General features: G+C 66.6%; 16 protein-coding genes. 4 read left to right on the top strand and 12 right to left on the bottom strand.

Annotated features, from left to right (window positions below; all coding sequences use genetic code 11):
• Positions 1-4: 4 nt before the first annotated feature.
• From CFE35_RS01460 to CFE35_RS01445, 4 genes are all read right to left on the bottom strand, one after another.
• A complete protein-coding gene (locus CFE35_RS01460) occupies positions 5-1,078 on the bottom strand; it encodes an alcohol dehydrogenase family protein (RefSeq protein ID WP_292927192.1) in 1,074 nt (357 codons plus the stop codon).
• 4 nt (positions 1,079-1,082) lie between these two features.
• On the bottom strand, positions 1,083-1,802 hold the full coding sequence (locus CFE35_RS01455) for a class II aldolase/adducin family protein (protein WP_292927190.1): 720 nt from the start codon (positions 1,800-1,802) through the stop codon (positions 1,083-1,085).
• Positions 1,799-2,935: a TauD/TfdA family dioxygenase gene (locus tag CFE35_RS01450; RefSeq protein ID WP_292927188.1), complete on the bottom strand. Its 1,137-nt coding sequence runs from the start codon at positions 2,933-2,935 to the stop codon at positions 1,799-1,801. Before CFE35_RS01450 ends, CFE35_RS01455 begins: the two co-directional genes overlap by 4 nt.
• 140 nt (positions 2,936-3,075) lie before the next feature.
• Positions 3,076-4,032, bottom strand: coding sequence for a LysR family transcriptional regulator (locus CFE35_RS01445; protein WP_292927186.1), 957 nt, complete (start codon positions 4,030-4,032; stop codon positions 3,076-3,078).
• Positions 4,033-4,204: 172 nt separating this feature from the next.
• Here CFE35_RS01445 and CFE35_RS01440 point away from each other — a divergent pair, with 172 nt between their 5' ends.
• A complete protein-coding gene (locus CFE35_RS01440; RefSeq protein ID WP_292927184.1) occupies positions 4,205-5,140 on the top strand; it encodes a LysR family transcriptional regulator in 936 nt (311 codons plus the stop codon).
• A 12-nt stretch (positions 5,141-5,152) separates the two neighbouring features.
• Here the strand turns inward: CFE35_RS01440 and CFE35_RS01435 are convergent, their stop codons facing one another.
• Entirely contained in the window at positions 5,153-6,457 is a 1,305-nt protein-coding gene (locus CFE35_RS01435) for a dienelactone hydrolase (protein ID WP_292927182.1), read from the bottom strand.
• Positions 6,458-6,691: 234 nt separating this feature from the next.
• Here CFE35_RS01435 and CFE35_RS01430 point away from each other — a divergent pair, with 234 nt between their 5' ends.
• Positions 6,692-8,218, top strand: coding sequence for a glycerol-3-phosphate dehydrogenase (locus tag CFE35_RS01430; RefSeq protein WP_292927180.1), 1,527 nt, complete (start codon positions 6,692-6,694; stop codon positions 8,216-8,218).
• 27 nt (positions 8,219-8,245) lie between these two features.
• Here CFE35_RS01430 and CFE35_RS01425 read toward each other — a convergent pair whose 3' ends face one another.
• Positions 8,246-9,715: a S8 family serine peptidase gene (locus CFE35_RS01425; RefSeq protein WP_292927178.1), complete on the bottom strand. Its 1,470-nt coding sequence runs from the start codon at positions 9,713-9,715 to the stop codon at positions 8,246-8,248.
• 181 nt (positions 9,716-9,896) lie between these two features.
• Here CFE35_RS01425 and CFE35_RS01420 point away from each other — a divergent pair, with 181 nt between their 5' ends.
• The gene (locus CFE35_RS01420) at positions 9,897-10,388 is read left to right on the top strand and encodes a sigma-70 family RNA polymerase sigma factor (protein WP_292927176.1); all 492 of its coding nucleotides are present in this window, start codon (positions 9,897-9,899) and stop codon (positions 10,386-10,388) included.
• Positions 10,385-11,065 carry a hypothetical protein gene (locus CFE35_RS01415; protein WP_292927174.1) on the top strand — a complete coding sequence of 227 codons (681 nt, stop codon included), beginning with the start codon at positions 10,385-10,387 and terminating at the stop codon, positions 11,063-11,065. Before CFE35_RS01420 ends, CFE35_RS01415 begins: the two co-directional genes overlap by 4 nt.
• Positions 11,066-11,081: 16 nt before the next feature.
• Here CFE35_RS01415 and CFE35_RS01410 read toward each other — a convergent pair whose 3' ends face one another.
• The 6 genes from CFE35_RS01410 to CFE35_RS01385 all read right to left on the bottom strand — a co-directional run bounded on the left by CFE35_RS01410 (position 11,082) and on the right by CFE35_RS01385 (position 17,072).
• Positions 11,082-12,155 carry a hypothetical protein gene (locus tag CFE35_RS01410; protein ID WP_292927172.1) on the bottom strand — a complete coding sequence of 358 codons (1,074 nt, stop codon included), beginning with the start codon at positions 12,153-12,155 and terminating at the stop codon, positions 11,082-11,084.
• A gap of 107 nt (positions 12,156-12,262) precedes the next feature.
• Positions 12,263-14,068 carry a thioredoxin family protein gene (locus CFE35_RS01405; protein WP_292927170.1) on the bottom strand — a complete coding sequence of 602 codons (1,806 nt, stop codon included), beginning with the start codon at positions 14,066-14,068 and terminating at the stop codon, positions 12,263-12,265.
• Positions 14,069-14,097: 29 nt separating this feature from the next.
• Entirely contained in the window at positions 14,098-15,504 is a 1,407-nt protein-coding gene (locus tag CFE35_RS01400; protein ID WP_292927168.1) for a DUF3570 domain-containing protein, read from the bottom strand.
• A complete protein-coding gene (locus tag CFE35_RS01395) occupies positions 15,495-15,713 on the bottom strand; it encodes a DUF4266 domain-containing protein (RefSeq protein WP_292927166.1) in 219 nt (72 codons plus the stop codon). Before CFE35_RS01395 ends, CFE35_RS01400 begins: the two co-directional genes overlap by 10 nt.
• Before the next feature lie 8 nt (positions 15,714-15,721).
• A complete protein-coding gene (locus CFE35_RS01390) occupies positions 15,722-16,201 on the bottom strand; it encodes a TlpA disulfide reductase family protein (RefSeq protein ID WP_292927164.1) in 480 nt (159 codons plus the stop codon).
• An 82-nt stretch (positions 16,202-16,283) separates the two neighbouring features.
• Positions 16,284-17,072 carry a hypothetical protein gene (locus tag CFE35_RS01385; protein ID WP_292927162.1) on the bottom strand — a complete coding sequence of 263 codons (789 nt, stop codon included), beginning with the start codon at positions 17,070-17,072 and terminating at the stop codon, positions 16,284-16,286.
• Between the last annotated feature and the right edge of the window lie 144 nt (positions 17,073-17,216).

The following is a 17,216-nucleotide window of genomic DNA, read 5'->3' as shown; positions in this document are numbered from 1 at the left end:
GTGGTTATTCTCCGGGGATCAGCACGATCTTGCCGATGTGCTGCTTGGTAAGAAAGGCGCGCTGCGCCGCGACGATTTGCGAAAGCGGATACGTGGCTGCGACGACGGGGCGGATTTCGCCGCGCTCGATATAGCCGACCAGATTGGGGAACACTTGCGGTTCAAGGATCGTGCAACCGTAGAGCGTCAGGTCCTTGAGGTAGAGCGTGCGCAGATCGAGCTCGGCAATAGGGCCGGAAATCGCGCCCGCAACGCCGTAGCGCCCGCCGCGTTTCAGGGCATCGAGCAGCATGGGGAAGCCTGCGCCTCCGGCCACATCGATCACCACGTCGAAGGTTTCGGGATCGAAGCGGGCATCGCGCGGTTCGACGCGGGAAGCCCCCAGCGCGCGCACGCCTTCGGCCTTTTCTGCGCTGGCGAGCGCGGTGATAACCGCGCCGCGCCGCTTGGCCAGTTGCACCGCTGCCGAGCCGACCCCGCCCGACGCGCCGGTGATGAGCACGCATTCACCGCTGGCAAGCGCGGTGCGGGTGAGCATGTTTTCCGCCGCCGAATAGGCGCAAGGGAACGAGGCGAGGTCAGCGTCGCTCAGCGCGGTTTCGATTGCATGTGCATGGGCCGCTGGCACGCGGGCATACTGTGCGAAGGCACCATCGGCTTCCGAGCCGAAATAGGTGGCCTCGAAGCGGCTGGCGCCCCGGAATACCGGTTCGACCAGCACGCGCTGGCCCATGCGGGCAGGGTCCACCCCTTCCCCCACCGCCACGATCCGTCCGGCGGCATCGGCGCCCTGAATGCGCGGGAACTGCGGCAGCGCGCCGGTCCAGCCCGAATCTTCCGTCTTCGCCTCGGCAAACCCGTCGCCCCCGCCCGCCTCGGTCGCGGCGGTGACGGACTTGGAATACCAGGCGGTGCGCGTGTTGATGTCGGTGTTGTTCACCCCGCACCCGCCAACACGGATCAGCACTTCGCCCGGCCCCGGCTGCGGCACGGGCAAATCGCTGCGGTGCGAAAGGCATTCGAACCCGCCATTGCCGGTCAGCAGCACGGCTTCCATGGTGGCGGGGACGGTTTCCATCGGATCAGGCGAGCGGCGGCAGCTGCGACTTCAGCCAATCAAAATGCGCGTGGGACATGCCAAGATAATCGTCCCACCCGCGCGCGGTCTTTTCCGCCACTTCGTCTGACAGGACATTGAGCGGCTGGCCGCTGGCATAGGCGAGCAGCATGGTCTGCGCGGCCTTTTCGAAGAAATAGAGGTCTTCGAAAGCTTCGGCGACGGTCGGGCCGGTGCAGGTGATCCCGTGGTTGCCCATCATCAGCGTCTTGTGATTGCCGAGCGCCGCCGCAAGGCGCAGGCCTTCCTCCGCTTCATCAGCAATCCCGCCAAACCCCTGATCGATCGCCAGCCGATTGAAGAACCGCGCGGTGTTGTTGTCGAGCGGCAGCAGGCGCGGATCGGCCAAAGTGGCGAGCGCAGTCGCGTGCGGCGGGTGGCAATGGATGATCACGCGCGCGGCGGGGCACTGGCGGTGCACGGTGCCGTGGATCGTCCAGGCCGAGGCATCGGGCGCATCGGGGCGGTTCATCACCTCCGCATCATCGGCATCGAGCAGCATCAGGTCTTCGGGCTTGATGCTGGCGAAATGCTGCCACTTGCGGTTGAGGAGGAACTGCTTGCCGTCCGCCGAAACCGCCGCACTGAAGTGGTTGCCGACCGATTCCGACCAGCCCATCTGCGCGGTGATGCGAAACGCGGCGGCGAGATCTTCGCGCAGCGCGGCGACCTCGGCTTCGGTCACTTGAAGCGGCCTTCGCTCGTCAGCGCGCGGTAGGTGCTGCGCATTTCGCCGCGATCCGCATAGGTCCCGCGCAGATAGCGCGCGCCGCTGGTGGCGGAATACGCCTCGCGGCCATGCACGATGCGGTGGTTGTCGAACACGATGCATTCGCCCGCATTGATGCGGAAACGCATGAGGTACTTGTCCGATTGCAGCATCCGGCCGAAGCGGCAGAACGCGGGGTAATAGCGGTCGAGCACGTCCTGCGGCAGATCGAACACATCGGCCATGTGCTGGCTGATGGTGACGCCCGAAACCGCGCCGTGCTCGTCGAGTTCGATCACCCGCTGGCGCGAGCGGACGTCGTAGGTGTCGTGCTCGCAGTAGAACGGCACATCGGTCTCCGCGAGGAGCTTGAAGTCTTCGGGATACAGTTCGCGGAAATCGTTGGCGACCGCGACGCCATCAAGGAACAGGTTGGCCCCGCCCTCGACGCTGTTGGCGCGGCAGTGGAGGAACTGGACGCCGGGGGCCATGTCCTCGGCCGGGGTATCGGTGTGCAGTTCGAGCGCCTTGGCCGTGTAGGCAAGGTTCGTCGGCTCGATGTGGGTCATCACATCGAAGTATTCGCCGAAGAACGTGGGCCGCACATGGCCCATCAGCTTGACCAGATCGGTAAGGCCCTCGTCGCTATCGGGCATGTCCGTGACCAGCGCGACGCCTTCGACGATCAGCGCTTTCAGCCATTCGGCAACCTTGGCCTTGTCCGCCATCAGTTCGGCCTGCGGGAAGCGGGCGACGTTGGGGTAGTGATCGGCATACCACGCCCGGCGCGGCAGGTCTGAGGGATCGTGGCGGCGCTTGCCTTCGGCATATTCGGCCAGCCATGCCAGCGGATAGCGGCTGGTGTGGTTCTCCCCGTCCCACGCGATTTCCAGCGCACCATCGACCACTTCGGCGCGGCGCGGGCGCGGGGCGGCATCGAGGTGGAAGATGTCGAACACGCGCTCGCGCGTCTGGCTGTCGAACGAAGTCGGGCAGTTGTCGCGCAGCCAGTAGTTGTTGAAATAGGCGGCCTTCCCGCCGGGCAGGAGGACTTCGAGGCCCGTTTCGGTCAGAGTGACGGGCGCTGCGGCCGAAGTGGTGAGGTTCATGGTCTTCCCCCGCTGGGATGCACGGCGACATGCCTGCCGCTCTTCAAGCCGGGATATTAGCCCGGAACGGCGGTGTTCAGCAGTGCATCATCAAGTCTCATATACCGTATCAATGGTCGTAATGCACTCCCATCGATAGGTCAGTCCGATCCGAGCAAGTCCGCCGCCCACGGCAATTGGTCCAGAATCGGCGGCAGGCTCTCGGTACGGATCGTCTCGCCGGCCAGCGCGGCGGTTTCCATCGCCAGGTCGCCCAGTTCGCCCGCGCGGCTGACCACCTGGATGCGGCGGGCAAAGCGCGCACGCGGCAGCGGCTCCACGCGCAAGTGCGGGATCAGCGCGGGCATGGCGGCAAGGCAGAGCAGCGAGGTGATGCTCCAGCCGATCCCGCGCGCGACGGCGTTCAGTTGCTGCGGGACGATATCGACCTCGATCACGTTGGGCAGGCGCAGCCGCATCCGGGTGAGTTGGCTTTCGATGCGCTGACCCATGCCGGTATCGAGCGAATAGCGCACGAACGGCAGGCCTTCCGCCGCCGCGATGGGATCCGCCGCGCCGCGAAAACCCGTCGGGAACACCAGCACGAACGGATCGTCCAGCACATCGTGGTGGACCACGCCTTCCTGCTTTTCGAGCACGCTGCTGCCGGTGATGAGCAGATCGACGCGCCGCGCGAGGAAATCCTGCTGCTGGTTGAGCGATATCCCTGAACGCACCCGCCAGCGCGCAACGCGCGGGCCGAGCTTTCCGAGCAGCGGCCCGGTGAGCAGGATCGCCAGCGATTCCGCCATCGCCACCGTCACCTTGTCGATGGGCTGGTTCGCGCCTTCACGCACCTCATCGACCATCGTGCGCGCCGTGGCGAGCAGATGCGTCGCGCGTTCATAGAGCGCGCGACCCGCAGGCGTGAGCCCGAGCGGACGAAGCGCCCGGTCAAACAGCGTGGCGCCGATGCCCTGCTCCAGCCGCGCGATGGTTTGCGAGACGGCGGACTGGGTGATGCGCAATTGCTGCGCGCTCGCAGTCATCCCGCCCAGCTCGACAGTGAGGACGAAGACTTCCAGCGCGTGGAAATCGAACTCGGCGGGGAGCAGCATCGAGGCCTCACGATAAAAATGTGTGAACCCTTATATTATATCTGATTATCGTGGAGCAAGACCGTTCGTGCGAGGAACGCGGATTGACGTAGATCAATGCGCGGCGCAAAATATTGCCAACCCAAGCGGAGAACCCGAAATCGCTCCTGATCGCCTCATCAACCGCCGCTGGTTGCCGCTGAACGCGCTGCGTGCGTTTGAAGCGGTGGGACGGCACATGAGCTTTACGGCGGGCGCACAGGCGCTCACCGTGTCGCAAAGCGCGATGAGCCGCCATGTCAGCAGCCTGGAAGATCTGATCGGCCGCCCGCTGTTCGAACGTGGCCCCACCGGCCTCAAGCTGACCCCCGCCGGTGCGATCCTTCTGCCCGTCGTGAGCAAGTGCCTCGACCGGATGGAGCAGTCGATCAACACGATCCGCAACAAGGACCTCGAAAGCCGGCCGATCCGGCTGCATATCCCGCCCTCGCTGCTCTATCAGAACGCGCTGCCGCTGCTGGCGCAGTTCCACAAGGAGCATCCGGAAATCCGCATCGACGTGGTGACCTCCAACGTCACCGGCGCGCCGCGGGACAACGTGGATATGGCCATCGTGTTCGACCGGCCCAATGTCGACGATGCAGTGGCCGACCTCTTGTGGATGGTGCGCGTGGCGCCCTTGTGCTCGCCGGATACGGCGGCGACGCATCAGGGCAAGACGCTTGAGGAGTTCCTGCGCGACAACGAATTGCTGCACGTGAAGCTGGAAGGCGAACCGCGCGGCCTCTTGTGGTCAAGCTATGCCGCGCAGCAGCGCCTTGCCATCGAGGCGGGCGACGGACTGGCATTCGATACCGCGTTTTCCGCCGTGCGCTATGCGATCGGCGCTTCGGGCGTGGTGCTGGCGGATATCGACATGTTCGCGCAGGAAATCGCCAGCGGCCAGCTGGTCATGCCTTACGACCGCGTCTCGGCCGACGGCTTCGGCTATTACCTCAAGACCCATGCCGAAGATCTCGGCGATCCGGCGATCTACCTGCTGCGCGAATGGATCATCCGCCACTTCTCGAACAGCATGGGCCGCGATGCGCCCGCGCCGACCGAGATGGTGCCGGAAATGCGCGGCTAAGGGCACCGCACTCTAGGGCGCAGGCGGCAAGTGTTTCAGCAGCAGCCCGTCCTGATGGTCCTTCACGAAGCCCTTCCATGTCGGGTTCGCGCCGCCTTCGCTGACCGCGTCATAGCGCTTGTCATCGCTGACCCACTTGGCACCATCGGATTCCTCTGATGGCACCGCGAGGTATTCGGCCTTCGCCGCCTCACCCTTGAGCTCCAGATCGAGGAACGCGGTGATGAAGTGAATGGCGATGCTGTTGACGCGCGGTTTGCGCCACATGCGGTCCTCGAACCAGTCGAAGTCCCACACGGTGTCGCGCATTTCCGCAGGCGCGGGATTGGTGCCGATGGCATGGCCTGCGCCTTTGAGGGCGAGCAGCCACCGGTCCGAACCCTTCGCCTCGCGGAAGATCGCGGCCGGGCCGGGATCATATCCCACGGTGCGGTCCGCCGTGCCGGCCACGACGAGGAGCGGTGCCTTGACTCCGCCGAGGCCGCTTTCGCCCCACGCCGACCAGGGCGCGCCGCCAGCGGGGGCGATGGCGACAACCGCCTTGATCGCGGGATCGTGCAACGCCGCCGCTTCCGCGCCCGTGCCGGTATAGCGTTCGACCAGCGCATCGGGGAGGCGCTTGATCGCGGGGCTGGCCGCATCGAGCTGCGCGCCCGCCACGGTAATCGCGCCGTAGCCGCCAAACGAATAGCCCGCGAGCGCGATCCGCGATGCATCGCCAAGCGGCCCGAGCAGACCGCTGCGAATGCGGCGCAGCACGAAGGTGATATCGAGCGGGCGGCGGATCAGCGTGGCCGGGGTCTGCGTGGTATCGGTGATCGGCGGATCGCGGTGGCGGATCGCCACGACGACATAGCCCTTCGACGCCAGATTCTCACCCAGCCACGAGAGCATGACCGGATCGTTGTTGTAGCCATGCGAGAGCAGGACGATCGGATACCCCTGCCCGGCCGGCTTGGCATCCGACACGGCGAGTGCGGGAACCGTGAAGTAGGCGGGCGGCTTGGGTGGCTCAGATGTGAGGCTGGCCCGGTAGGTGGCGCGGCGATCACCGGGCGCGACGTGTGCGGGATACCAGATCACCAGCGGCAGCGTGCGGTCCGCATGGACGAGAACGCCCTTGGCAAGACTGCCAAGCGGATCGACAGCGGCTTTGTCCACCACCGTCTTTTCGATCACGCCCACCCCATTGGGGCCAAGCGCGGCGAGCGCGGGCGCACCGACTTCGGGAATGCTGGGGGGCGCTGCGGCATCGGCTGGGGCCGCCGCCACCGAGGAGGCGGTCAGCATCGCCGCGAATACGGAGAGCGGCCTCAAGCGCGAATCGCTCTGGATAGGGACCGGCAGGCGCAAAACGGCCCGCAGTCAGGGTTGTTCTTCGGGGTTTCCCGGTCATGCGCCGGGTTTGGCCTTGCCTCTCGCATGGCCCCTGTTACCGCATTTACCGCGCACCGCGCTATCTTCTATTCGCATTTGCATTTGCAATGGCTGCATTTGTTTGCGGCGCGGCAGACGGCTATGCAGCGCCTGCCAGCTTTGAGGTGCCCAGACTTGAGCAGTTCCCTGACCAATACCGAGACGTATGACCTGCTGATCGTTGGCGGGGGGATCAATGGCGCCGGGATTGCGCGCGATGCCGCCGGGCGCGGGCTTTCGGTGCTGCTGGTCGAGCAGGAAGACCTCGCCAGCCACACCTCGTCCGCCAGCACCAAGCTGATCCACGGCGGGCTGCGCTATCTGGAATACTACGAATTCCGCCTCGTGCGTGAGGCGCTGATCGAGCGCGAGCGGCTGCTGGGCATGGCCCCGCACATCATCTGGCCACTGGCCTTCGTGCTGCCCCAAATGAATTCGCCGCGCCCGGCATGGCTCGTGCGGCTGGGGTTGTTCCTTTATGACAACCTCGGCGGGCGCAAGAAGCTGCCGGCCACGCGCACCGTAAACCTTGGCCGTTCCGCACTCGGCAACGGCATGAAGCCAGGGGCAAAGACGGCGTTCGTCTATTCGGACTGCTGGGTGGAAGACAGCCGCCTTGTCGTGCTCAATGCGCGCGATGCCGCAGAACGCGGCGCGCGGATCGAAACGCGCACCAAGCTGGTTTCAGCGGTGCGCGAAGGCGCGCTGTGGAAGGCGGAAGTCGCGGGCGAAAGTGCCGCGCGCACCGTCATGGCGCGCGGGCTTGTCAATGCGGCCGGGCCGTGGGTGGAAGACGTGCTCCAGCGCGCGGTCAGCGCCAGCCAGGATCGCGGCGTGCGCCTGATCAAGGGCAGCCACATCATCGTGCCCAAGCTTTATGAAGGCGATCACGCGTTCCTGCTCCAGAACCCCGATCGCCGCGTCGTCTTCGCGATCCCCTATGAACACGATTTCACGCTGATCGGCACGACCGACGAGCCGTGGGAAGGCCTGCCCGGCAAGGCCCATATCTCGCCCGCCGAAACCGACTACTTGTGCGAGACGGCGCGCCGCTATTTCGAGCGGCAGATCCATCCCGAGGACGTCGTGTGGAGCTACGCCGGCATTCGCCCGCTCTATGACGATCATGCCGCCAGTGCCTCTGCCGTAACGCGCGACTATGTGCTCGATCTCGATGGCGGCAATGGAACAGCCCCGCTGCTCAGCGTATTCGGCGGCAAGATCACCACTTATCGCAAGCTGGCGGAGCACGCGCTGGAGAAACTCGTGCCGTTCTATCCGGGCACCAGCGGCGAATGGACCGCAGGCGCGGACTTGCCCGGCGGCGACATTCCCGGCGACGATTTCGAAACCTTCGCCGCGCAGCTGGCCGCAGCGCATCCGGCCCTGCCGCCTGAGCTGATCACGCGCCTCGCGCGGGCCTATGGCACCCGCGCGCGCGCCATTCTCGGCACCGCGCAAAGCCTCGACGCATTGGGCCGGGATTTCGGCGGCGGACTGACTCAGGCCGAGGTCGATTACCTCGCGGACCAGGAATGGGCTCGCAGCGCCGAGGACGTGCTCTATCGCCGCAGCAAGCTGGGACTGCATGTGCCGGCAGGGACAGCACAAGCAGTTGACGCCTACTTTGCCGCGCGGGCGCAGGCCTCGGCAGCGGCCTGAGCGCAGGCCCATGGCGGCGGGGCGCGCCTACTCGATGTAGCCGTGTCCGTAAGTCTCGTCATAGCCGGGCGCACCCAGATCGCGCGCGGCCTTGACCAGCGTATCGATGCAAGTGCCGGTATTGCCGCCCGCAGCGCGGCAACCGGCGAGGCGCGCGGCGATCTGAGGCGCGGCGAACGAGGTTCCGGAATAGCGCGCAAAGCCTCCGCCCGATGCGGCAGCGAGCACGCCCACCCCTTGTGCCGCAACGCCGATGTAGCGGCCGCGATTGGCGTAGCGATAGACCTTGAGCGCAGGATCGACCGCAGTGACGGCAACCACGCCCGGCAAGGCAGCAGGATAGACCGGCGCGGCAGCCGGGCCGCCATTGCCCGCCGCCGCCACGATGATCCGTCCGCGCGCCGCCGCCTGCGTCACCATCTTCTGCAGCAGTGCATTGGGCGGCCCCGCAATGCTCATGTTGATCACGGGTGCGCCCTGCCCCAGCAGCCATTCCATCGCCTCGACCAGCGCATCAATCGAGGTGAAGGGACTCCCCGGCGGCCCCCGGAAGATATTGGCGGTGTAGATCGTGGCGGCCCCGCGCGTGGCCAGCAGCGAAGCGACCGCCGTGCCATGCTGCGCCGCCGCCGGAGCCCTGGCCGGATCGCCTCCGCCCCACGCCACCAGACGCGCGCCGCCCAGCGCAGCATGGGGGAAAACGGCGGTGTCGATCATGCCGATGGGAAAGCCCGGCGCGCCTGCGTCCTTGGCGGCAGCGGGGGGCGCTGCCTTGCGCTCGCGCTTGGGCTTGCCCCGCGCAGCAACGCCAAGGCCGTAGTAGTGGTCGTAATCGATCACCGCGCCGGGCGCTGCGGCGCGCACTTCACCGATGGCCGCGGCGAGGCTGCGCCCGCGCGGCACGCCGAGCCGCACCACCTCCTCGCCCAGCGAAGCCAGCGCCTTGCGGCTGATGACGCGATATCCGGCTGCGGCCAACTCGCGTTCGGCATCGGCGGGAAGCGCAAAGGCGATCACTTCGCCCGCGCGAACCGGATTGCCGATCTCGTCCCGGTCAGCGCCTTCGCTGCGGATGGCATCGGCCTGCCACGCGCCGAGGGCGGCGACCTGCGTCTGCGCAGCGCTGCTCGCGCTATCGTCGCTTTCGCTTTCGCTTTCGCTTTCTTTCTCGCTGCCTTCCGTTTCGGTTTCCGCTTTTGCGAGATCCTCCTGTCGGTCTTCGGCGGCCTTCTCGGCTTCGCGAACCTCGCGCGCCTCAACCTTCTCAACCTCGCGAACCTCGCGGACTTCAGCTTCTCGTGCTTCTTGGACCTCACGCGGCTCACGCACTTCGCGCGGTTCGCGGACCTCGCGCGGTTCGCGGACCTCACGCGGCTCCCGCACTTCACGTGGTTCCCGTACTTCGCGTTCCTGCGCCCATAGCTGCAGCGGACCGCCAAGGCCCAGCGCGGCCAGCATGGCGATCTGTGCGCTCCTTGTGATCAACCGCTTGCTCATACCGCGCCTTTAACTGCTACGCCTTCATCCATACAACGTTCGCACTCGTGCGCTATTCCTGCGCCGCGGCAATCTTTTTCCGCAAGAATTCGACTTGGCCGATGGTAACCACGGGAATAAGCATCGCGCCCCGACGTTGTGGTGGAGGACAATGAAACCAAACAGATCTGGAGCAACGGGATTGCAGCCGCGCATCATCGCGCTGTTGCCACGCCTGCGCCGGTTCTGCGAGGGGCTCGCGGGGAGCCCGCACGATGGAGACGATCTCATGCAGGCCACGGTCGAACGCGCGCTGACGCGGGCGCACCAGTTCGATGAGGACAGCCGGCTGGACAGCTGGATGTACCGCATCGCGCAGAACCTTCACATCGATCGTGGCCGCAGCCTCAAGCGGCGCGGCACCAGCGTCGATCTGGAACATGCCGAGGAACTGACCGGCGACGACGGGCGCCAGATCACCGAGGCCCGCTCCGATCTTGCCGCCGCGCAGGCCGTGCTGCGAGCCCTGCCCGAAGACCAGCGCGCCACGTTCCTGCTCGTGGTCGTAGAAGGGCTCAGCTACCGCGAGGCGGCAGAGGCAATGGACGTCCAGATCGGCACGGTGATGAGCCGCATTGCCCGCGCCCGCCAGCGCATTGCCGAAGAACTCGCCCCCCGGGAGGCCGCACGATGAGCGACGAAGACGAACGCCTGGCCGCCTGGCTCGATGGCGCGCTGTCCGCCGAGGAGACCGAGGCGTTTGCCGCCGAGCTCGAAGCCAACCCCGCGCTCGCCGCCAAAGCGGAGGCGTGGCAAGCCAATGACCGCGCGCTGGCTGGCGCATTCTTCGCAAACGAACGGCCGATCGACGACGAACTGCTGGCGCGGCTCGGGCTCGCGGCGGCGGCACCGGTCGCGGCGAACGACAATCCGCGCAGCGCGCGCTTCGGCTGGCTGTCTGCAGGATCGGCCATCGCCGCCAGCGTGGCCGCGGCGCTATTCTTCACCTTGCGCCCCCCTGCCCCGATCGATGACCTCTCAGGCGCGCTCGATCGCACCGCCTCGCTTGTCACGGCGCAGCTGGCCGACGGACGCAAGGTCACGCCGACACTCACCGTGCGCGCGGCGGACGGTCGCTGGTGCCGCGAGTTCCGCGACGGTGCGGACAACGCGCTGGCTTGCCGCGGCGCTGCTGGAAGCTGGAAGGTGGAGGCCCGCACCCGCGCTGGCGAAGCGCAGGATTCGGGCACCATCGCCGTGGCTAGCGGTGCCGATCCGGCCCCGCTCGAAAGCGCTTATGCCAAGCTCGGCGCAGCGGACCCGGTGGGCGCGGCGGACGAGCAGGCCCTGATCGCCAAAGGCTGGAAGTAGTCAGCCCAACCCGGCTCTAAGGCCGCCATACCAGCGCAAGCCCGCCGATGGTTTCGGCGCTGCGGGCGGTGAAGCCCGTGCCACCATAAGCCTGAAGACGCAGCTTGCTGCTCAGCCGCGCGCTGACCCAGACCGTGCCCTCGCTGATCGGACCGCGCCGGGGCGTGGCCGATTGCAGCCAATCATAGTCCGCGCCGACCGTGAACACCGCGCCGATCTGCTGGCTCACGCCCCCGCTGAAACCCCAGCCATCGCGCACGGCAAAGCGCGGGGACCGCCCGAGAAAACGCCGCCGCGCGCTGGCATAGACCGTGGTCGAGCCAAAACTGCCGACCAGATCGGCGGCCAGGGTCACGTCGACTTTGCCGGTGCCGATGCCCTTGCGCGCGGATGCCGTGGGCAGCTTCACGCGCGTGCGCGGCTCGAAGCTGATCCCACCGCCCAGCGGGAGGCTATAGGCGAGCGTGACGGCGGTATCGCCCATCCCGCTGCGCCGCTGGCGCGGCACCGGCGTCACTGCAGCCGCGCCGAGTGGCGGCGCGCCGCCAGTCACAGCACCAGTTCCGGTGCCAGAACCGTCATCGCTGCCACCAGAGCTGCCACCGGAACTGCCGCCATCATCGACGCCACCACCAGAGCCGCTGCCTGAACTGCCATCCGATCCGCCGCCCGAGCCGCTGCCCGACCCATCAGCAGATCCGCCGCCGCCCGAATCATCTCCGGATTCGTCTTCGAACTCTGGCTCGCTGGCCACACCGCTGCCGCTGCTGCCCGAACCGCTGCTGCTGCCCGAAGTCCCCCCGCCGGTGCCGCCATCGAGCAGCGTGCCCGGGCCGCGCAGCGTCACGTAGGACGTCGTTACCTGCACGCTGAAGCGCGACCGGGTGTATTTTACCGAAACGGGAACGGTCGCGATTTCAGTGCGGGTGGTCTGGCCATAGCGGCCGTCGGTGTAGGTCGCGCCCACACTCACGCGCAGGCTGTCCTGCGCCGGTTCGTCGGCTTCCTGCGCATCAACGGCCACGGGCGCCGCCAGCACGGCGAGTGCCAGCGGCGCCCCGCGCCAGTCGTGATTGCGGCCTCGCCTCATCAACACATCCCCCTTACCTCACGCCGCGTCTTTGCAACGGACGCACCATGAGAGCAAGGCTCGGCGCGCGGATCAGTGTCCGGGAACGGACCGGAAATGGACCGGACTCAGGCCTTTCCGGCAAGACCCACCAGCAGATCGGGGGTGAGCACTTGCGGCAATTCACTCGCCTCGCTGCCCGCAGGATACCACAAGTAGAGCGGCACCCCGGCGCGGCCGCGCGCCTTGAGAAAGTGGCTGATCGCCGGATCCTGCCGCGTCCAATCACCGCGCAGCACGCTGACCTTGCCCGCCGCGAATGCCTTAGCAACAGCGGGCGTATCAAGCGTCGTCGCTTCGTTCACCTTGCAGGTCAGGCACCAGTCGGCGGTGAAATAGACGAACACCGGCTTGCCTTCGCGGCGCAGCGCATCGAGCCGGCTTTCGGCGAAGGGCTGGCTGCCCAGCGTATCGACCACCGCCGCACCCGTTGCCGCCACCGGCGCGGCCACCACACCCAGCGCAATCACCGGGATCGACGCACTGGCCAGCACCAAGGCCGGAAAGCCCCGCTTCCCGCCGCGTTGCTGTACTCCGTACCACCACAGCGCAAGGCCCATGACCAACGCAGCGGCCAGCGCGGTGGTCATCGCGCCGATCCCGGCCTGTCGTCCGATCAGCCAGGCCAGGCCCAGCGCGGTGGCGAACATCGGCACGCTGAGCACGTGGCGCAGCGTGACCATCCACTGGCCGGGGCGCGGGATCATGCGGCGGGCAGGCGCCCAGAAGCCGAGCAGCAGGAACGGCAGCGCCATGCCCAGGCCAAGCCCCGCGAACACGCCCATCGCGGCCAGCGGCGGCATGATCAGCGCCGCCCCCAGCGCGCCGGCCATGAACGGCCCAGTGCAAGGGGTGGCGATGAACGCCGCGAGCGCGCCCGTGGCCAGCGAGCCGGAAAAGCCCGAAGACGGCCTCCCGCCACTCACGCTGAGCGAGGGCAATTCGAACATCCCCGTCATGTTGAGCGCAATGGCACTGACCAGTAGCAGCAGCCCGCCCACGACCGCCGGGTTCTGGAGCTGGAACGCCCAGCCCGCCGCACTGCCTGCGCCGCGCAGCACGAGCAGCACGCCGCCAAGAGCGAGGATCGTGCCGATCACCCCGGTGGAATAGCCCAGCGCCTCGCTGCGGGCATGGGCCGCGCTGCCGCCAGACCGCGCAAGCGCCATCGCCTTGAGGCTGAGGATCGGAAACACGCAAGGCATCAGGTTGAGGATCAACCCGCCCAGCAGCGCCGCGCCAAACACCAGCGCATAGCTGAGCATATCGCTACCTGCCGCCGTAGCGGGTGCGGCCTGAGCTGCCTGAGTGGCAGCAGCATTGGGCGTGATCGCCGCGCGTGCCTTGGCAAACAGCACCGCCACTGCGGGATCAGGTGCTCCGCTGCCGGTCGTCAGCGCAATATCAAGGTCAACCGGATCGGGCACACACGAGCCTTCGGAACAGACCAGCAAATCGAGATGCGCGGTCAGCGGCAGCGCCGTGCCCGGCGCCATGCCCTGCGGCAGGCGCAGATCCTGCAGCAGCGTGACATCGCCTTCATGCACATTGCTGACCAGCCCTGAAAGCACGAGCCGCTTGGTCGGCGGATGGCGCACTTCGCCCTCGGTCATGCCCTTGGGCGCTGCCCACGTGACAGCGGGGGCATAGCCGGTATCGCCGGGATTGGGGCCATAGATGTGCCAGCCCGGCTTCAGCGCGATGTGGAAAGCCACGGTGAATGTGCCGCCCGGCGCGGGATCCCGCGTTTCGGCGGCCAGTTCGGCGAAGTAGTGCTCGTGATCGGCAGCAGGCCCGGCGGCTGCGAGCGCAGGGGGCGCAAGCAGGAGCAGGGCAAGGAGGTGCCGGGCAGCTTTGATGGAAAAGGGCTTCATGGGTGTTCCTTGGTTCCTGTCGGCACCGCTCAGCGGAAGGTGACGCGAAGGCCGGTGATGAGGCTCACCGATTTCGATCCCGAGAACAGGTCGGTCTTGCCCAGTGGGCCCGGCGCGCTGCGATCAAAGCGCTGGCCTTCCTGCATATAGCGTTCCGCCGCGCCGTAGATCTCGATGTTGGGGGCGATCTTCGCACCCGCCTTCAGGCTGAAGGTCCACGCACGAAATGCACCGAGCCGGCTGTCTGCGCTGACGAAATCCGGGGTGTTCTCGTCAAGGAACACATAGTGCCGGAAGAAATCGGCCCCGGTCTGGTGATAGTAGCGCACCCCCGGCTCGACATAGACGCTGCGGCCCAGTGGCATGTGTTCCGACAGAGCAAACGTCCACGACTTGATGCCCCAGCTGTCCTTGTACCAGCGCACCGAAGCATCGGTGACGGCGGAACCGAGGGCGAACTTGGTGCCGACATAGATGCTGTCACGAACGCGGCGGCCCGGGCGGTTTTCGTAGATATAGGCGAAGGGATCGCCGCTATAGCGGTCCACCAGCGAGACGAGCTTGTAGGGATCGGTTTGATACCCGCGCGAAACGCCGTGGCTCCAGTTGATCTGCGCCAGCCAGCCCGGCGTCAGCACCTGGGTCAGCCCGGCCACAAAGCTGGACACGTGCTTGCGCCGCGCCGTTCCGATCACGACGTCGCCCATGCTGGAGAGCGGGCTCGGGATCCCGGTGAAGGGCCGCACGCTGTCACGTTCGTAGTTGTAGCCGACCGAGACCGTGGTGTTCTTGCCGAACAGTTCCTTGGAAAGGCCGACGCGGCCCGAATAGGAGGTGAAGTCCATTTCCCACGAACCAGCCCCGCCGACGCTGAGCTTGAGCCCGCTGGCAAGCGGCAGTGTGACGCCGAGATCGACCGCCTTGCGCGTGTCCTTGAAGCCGCTGTCGACCGGCAGCTTGCCGCGTGCGATCTCGTAGATACCGGAGGCGCCGGTCGAACTGTCGCTTTCATGCACGGGGGCCGAGGTTCCCGGGCGCGGGCTCGGCGGACGGAATGTCTGCACGCCGCTGCGGCTGCGCACCGCGCCGTTGGGGGTTGCGCCGGTCAGCGAATCGTAGACGAACTTGCCCGAGACGACCGTGCCGCCGGGCGAATTCCACGTCAGGCCGGTTTCGGATTCGACCACGCGGACGCGGTTGTCGTCTTCCTGATAATAGAGCACCGCCGTATCGGCGACGAGCGTACCGGCTTCGCTGGATGTCTCGTCGTAGGCGTTGGGCGCGGCGGCAACGGATGCTGCCGGCGCGGCAGCTGCCGGAGCGCGGCCCGGATCGGCCTGCGCGGCGGCAGGCGCTGCGTGCAGCAGCGCGCCCGCAAGCGCGCCGAGCGTGGCGGCAAGGCTGCCTGCGGTGCGCTGGGATGGGTTCAGTTGCACCCGCAGCCTCCCCCATCAAAGCTGCGCCCGCCGGACGCCGCTTCCTTGCTGAAATAGGTGTGCTCGTCGAAGGCCATGATCGCGGGTTCACGCGCGAGCTGCATCGACTTGCGCGCGAGGACATCGCGCTGCCACGGCTGCGCGCCGAAATGGGCGCAAGCCGAAAGCGAGGAGAGCGCCGCGAGCAGCGCGAGCGGGCGAAGTGCCATGCCCACGCTCACTTCTCGCGCACCAGCTGGGCGATGTGGCCTTCATATTCGGCTGCCTTGCCCGGGAAGAAGCCCTGATGACGAAAGCGCATCGTGCCCTTGCGGTCGAACACCAGCGAAGTGGGCATGTCGGCCACCTTCCATGTCTTCGCAAGGCTGCCAGCCGGATCATAGACCACCGGCAGCGTGCCGTGCACTTGGCGCAGGAACGCTTCGGCGGCGGGGCGCTGGCGATCGAGGTTGATCGTCACCACCGCCACGTCGCCCGCCGGATAGCGCGCCGCCAGCTGCTGCATGAACGGGAACGAGAGCTTGCACGGCCCGCACCACGAAGCCCAGAAGTCGACATAGACGACCTTGCCGCGATACTTTCCGAGATCGAGCAGGTCCGCCTCGGCGCGGGTGGTGGCGGGAAGCAGCATGGCGAGCGCGGCCATTCCGGCCAGCAGGGGGCGGCGCAAGCGCCGCAGCGCACGAGTTTTGGTCATCGGGTGATCTCCGGGAAATTGGCAAAAGGGGCTGGGCGGCGGGGATTGGGCAAGGGGCCGCCCAGCCAGAGGTGGCGCGCTGCTAGAGCATGAAATCGAGCGAGGACATCGAGTGCACCCCGTCGAGCTTTATTGCCCAATCGGCAGTCGTATCGCCGTTCATGTTGCCGTAGATGTAGGTGTTGCCGCCAACCACCTCGTAACGCAGTTCGGAGCCGGTGTGGTTGTGGAAGTTGTTGGTACCGATGAAGTGGAACGCCTGATCGCCCGGCGCGCCGTAGCCGCTGGCGGAGACCAGTGCGTCGATCGCCCTGAGGTCGATCTTGTCGCCTGAGGTGAAATCCACGATGCGGTCGGCATTCGTGGTGGTCCTGCTGGAAAAGTCAGCCGGACCGAACACGAAGGTATCGTTGCCGGTGCCGCCGGTCATCGTATCCATGTTGCCGCCGCCAATGATCTTGTCGTTCCCGGCACCGCCGAGGATCGTGTCATTGCCTGTCATGCCCGAAAGCGTGTTGTTGCCCGCGTTGCCGGTGATCACATTGTCGAGGGAATTGCCGGTGCCGTTGAGCGTCCCGCTGCCCAGCAGGAGCAGGTTCTCGACGTTGGCGGTCAGGGCATAGGAGATATAGGACCTGACTGTGTCGGTGCCCTGACCAGCCAGCTCGATCACCTTGTCGCCAGTGGAGTCGACGATATAGACGTCGCCTCCGGTGCCACCGTACATCGTGTCGGCGCCCTTGCCGCCGTCGAGCGTGTCCGCGCCGCCGAGCCCCTTGAGAATGTCGTTCCCGTCAAGACCAGAGAGCAGGTCGGCAAGCGAGGTCCCGAGGAGGGTATCGATGCCGGTAGTTCCTTTGATCGTGGACATGGATCAGCCTTTCGCATTGCACTGCAAGCGGCCTGTCCGGAAATAGTGGAAGCAGGCCTTCCTGCAGCGACAACGCGGGTTGTCTGATTTTATTCCGGGCCGTTGCAAAATATTGCCAGACATCGGCTGACGACAGGCTGCGGC

It is taken from the genome of Novosphingobium sp. PASSN1 (assembly GCF_002278815.1).
The sequence above is the reverse complement of the archived record's forward strand: the minus strand, read 5'-3'. Positions and strand labels throughout refer to the sequence as shown.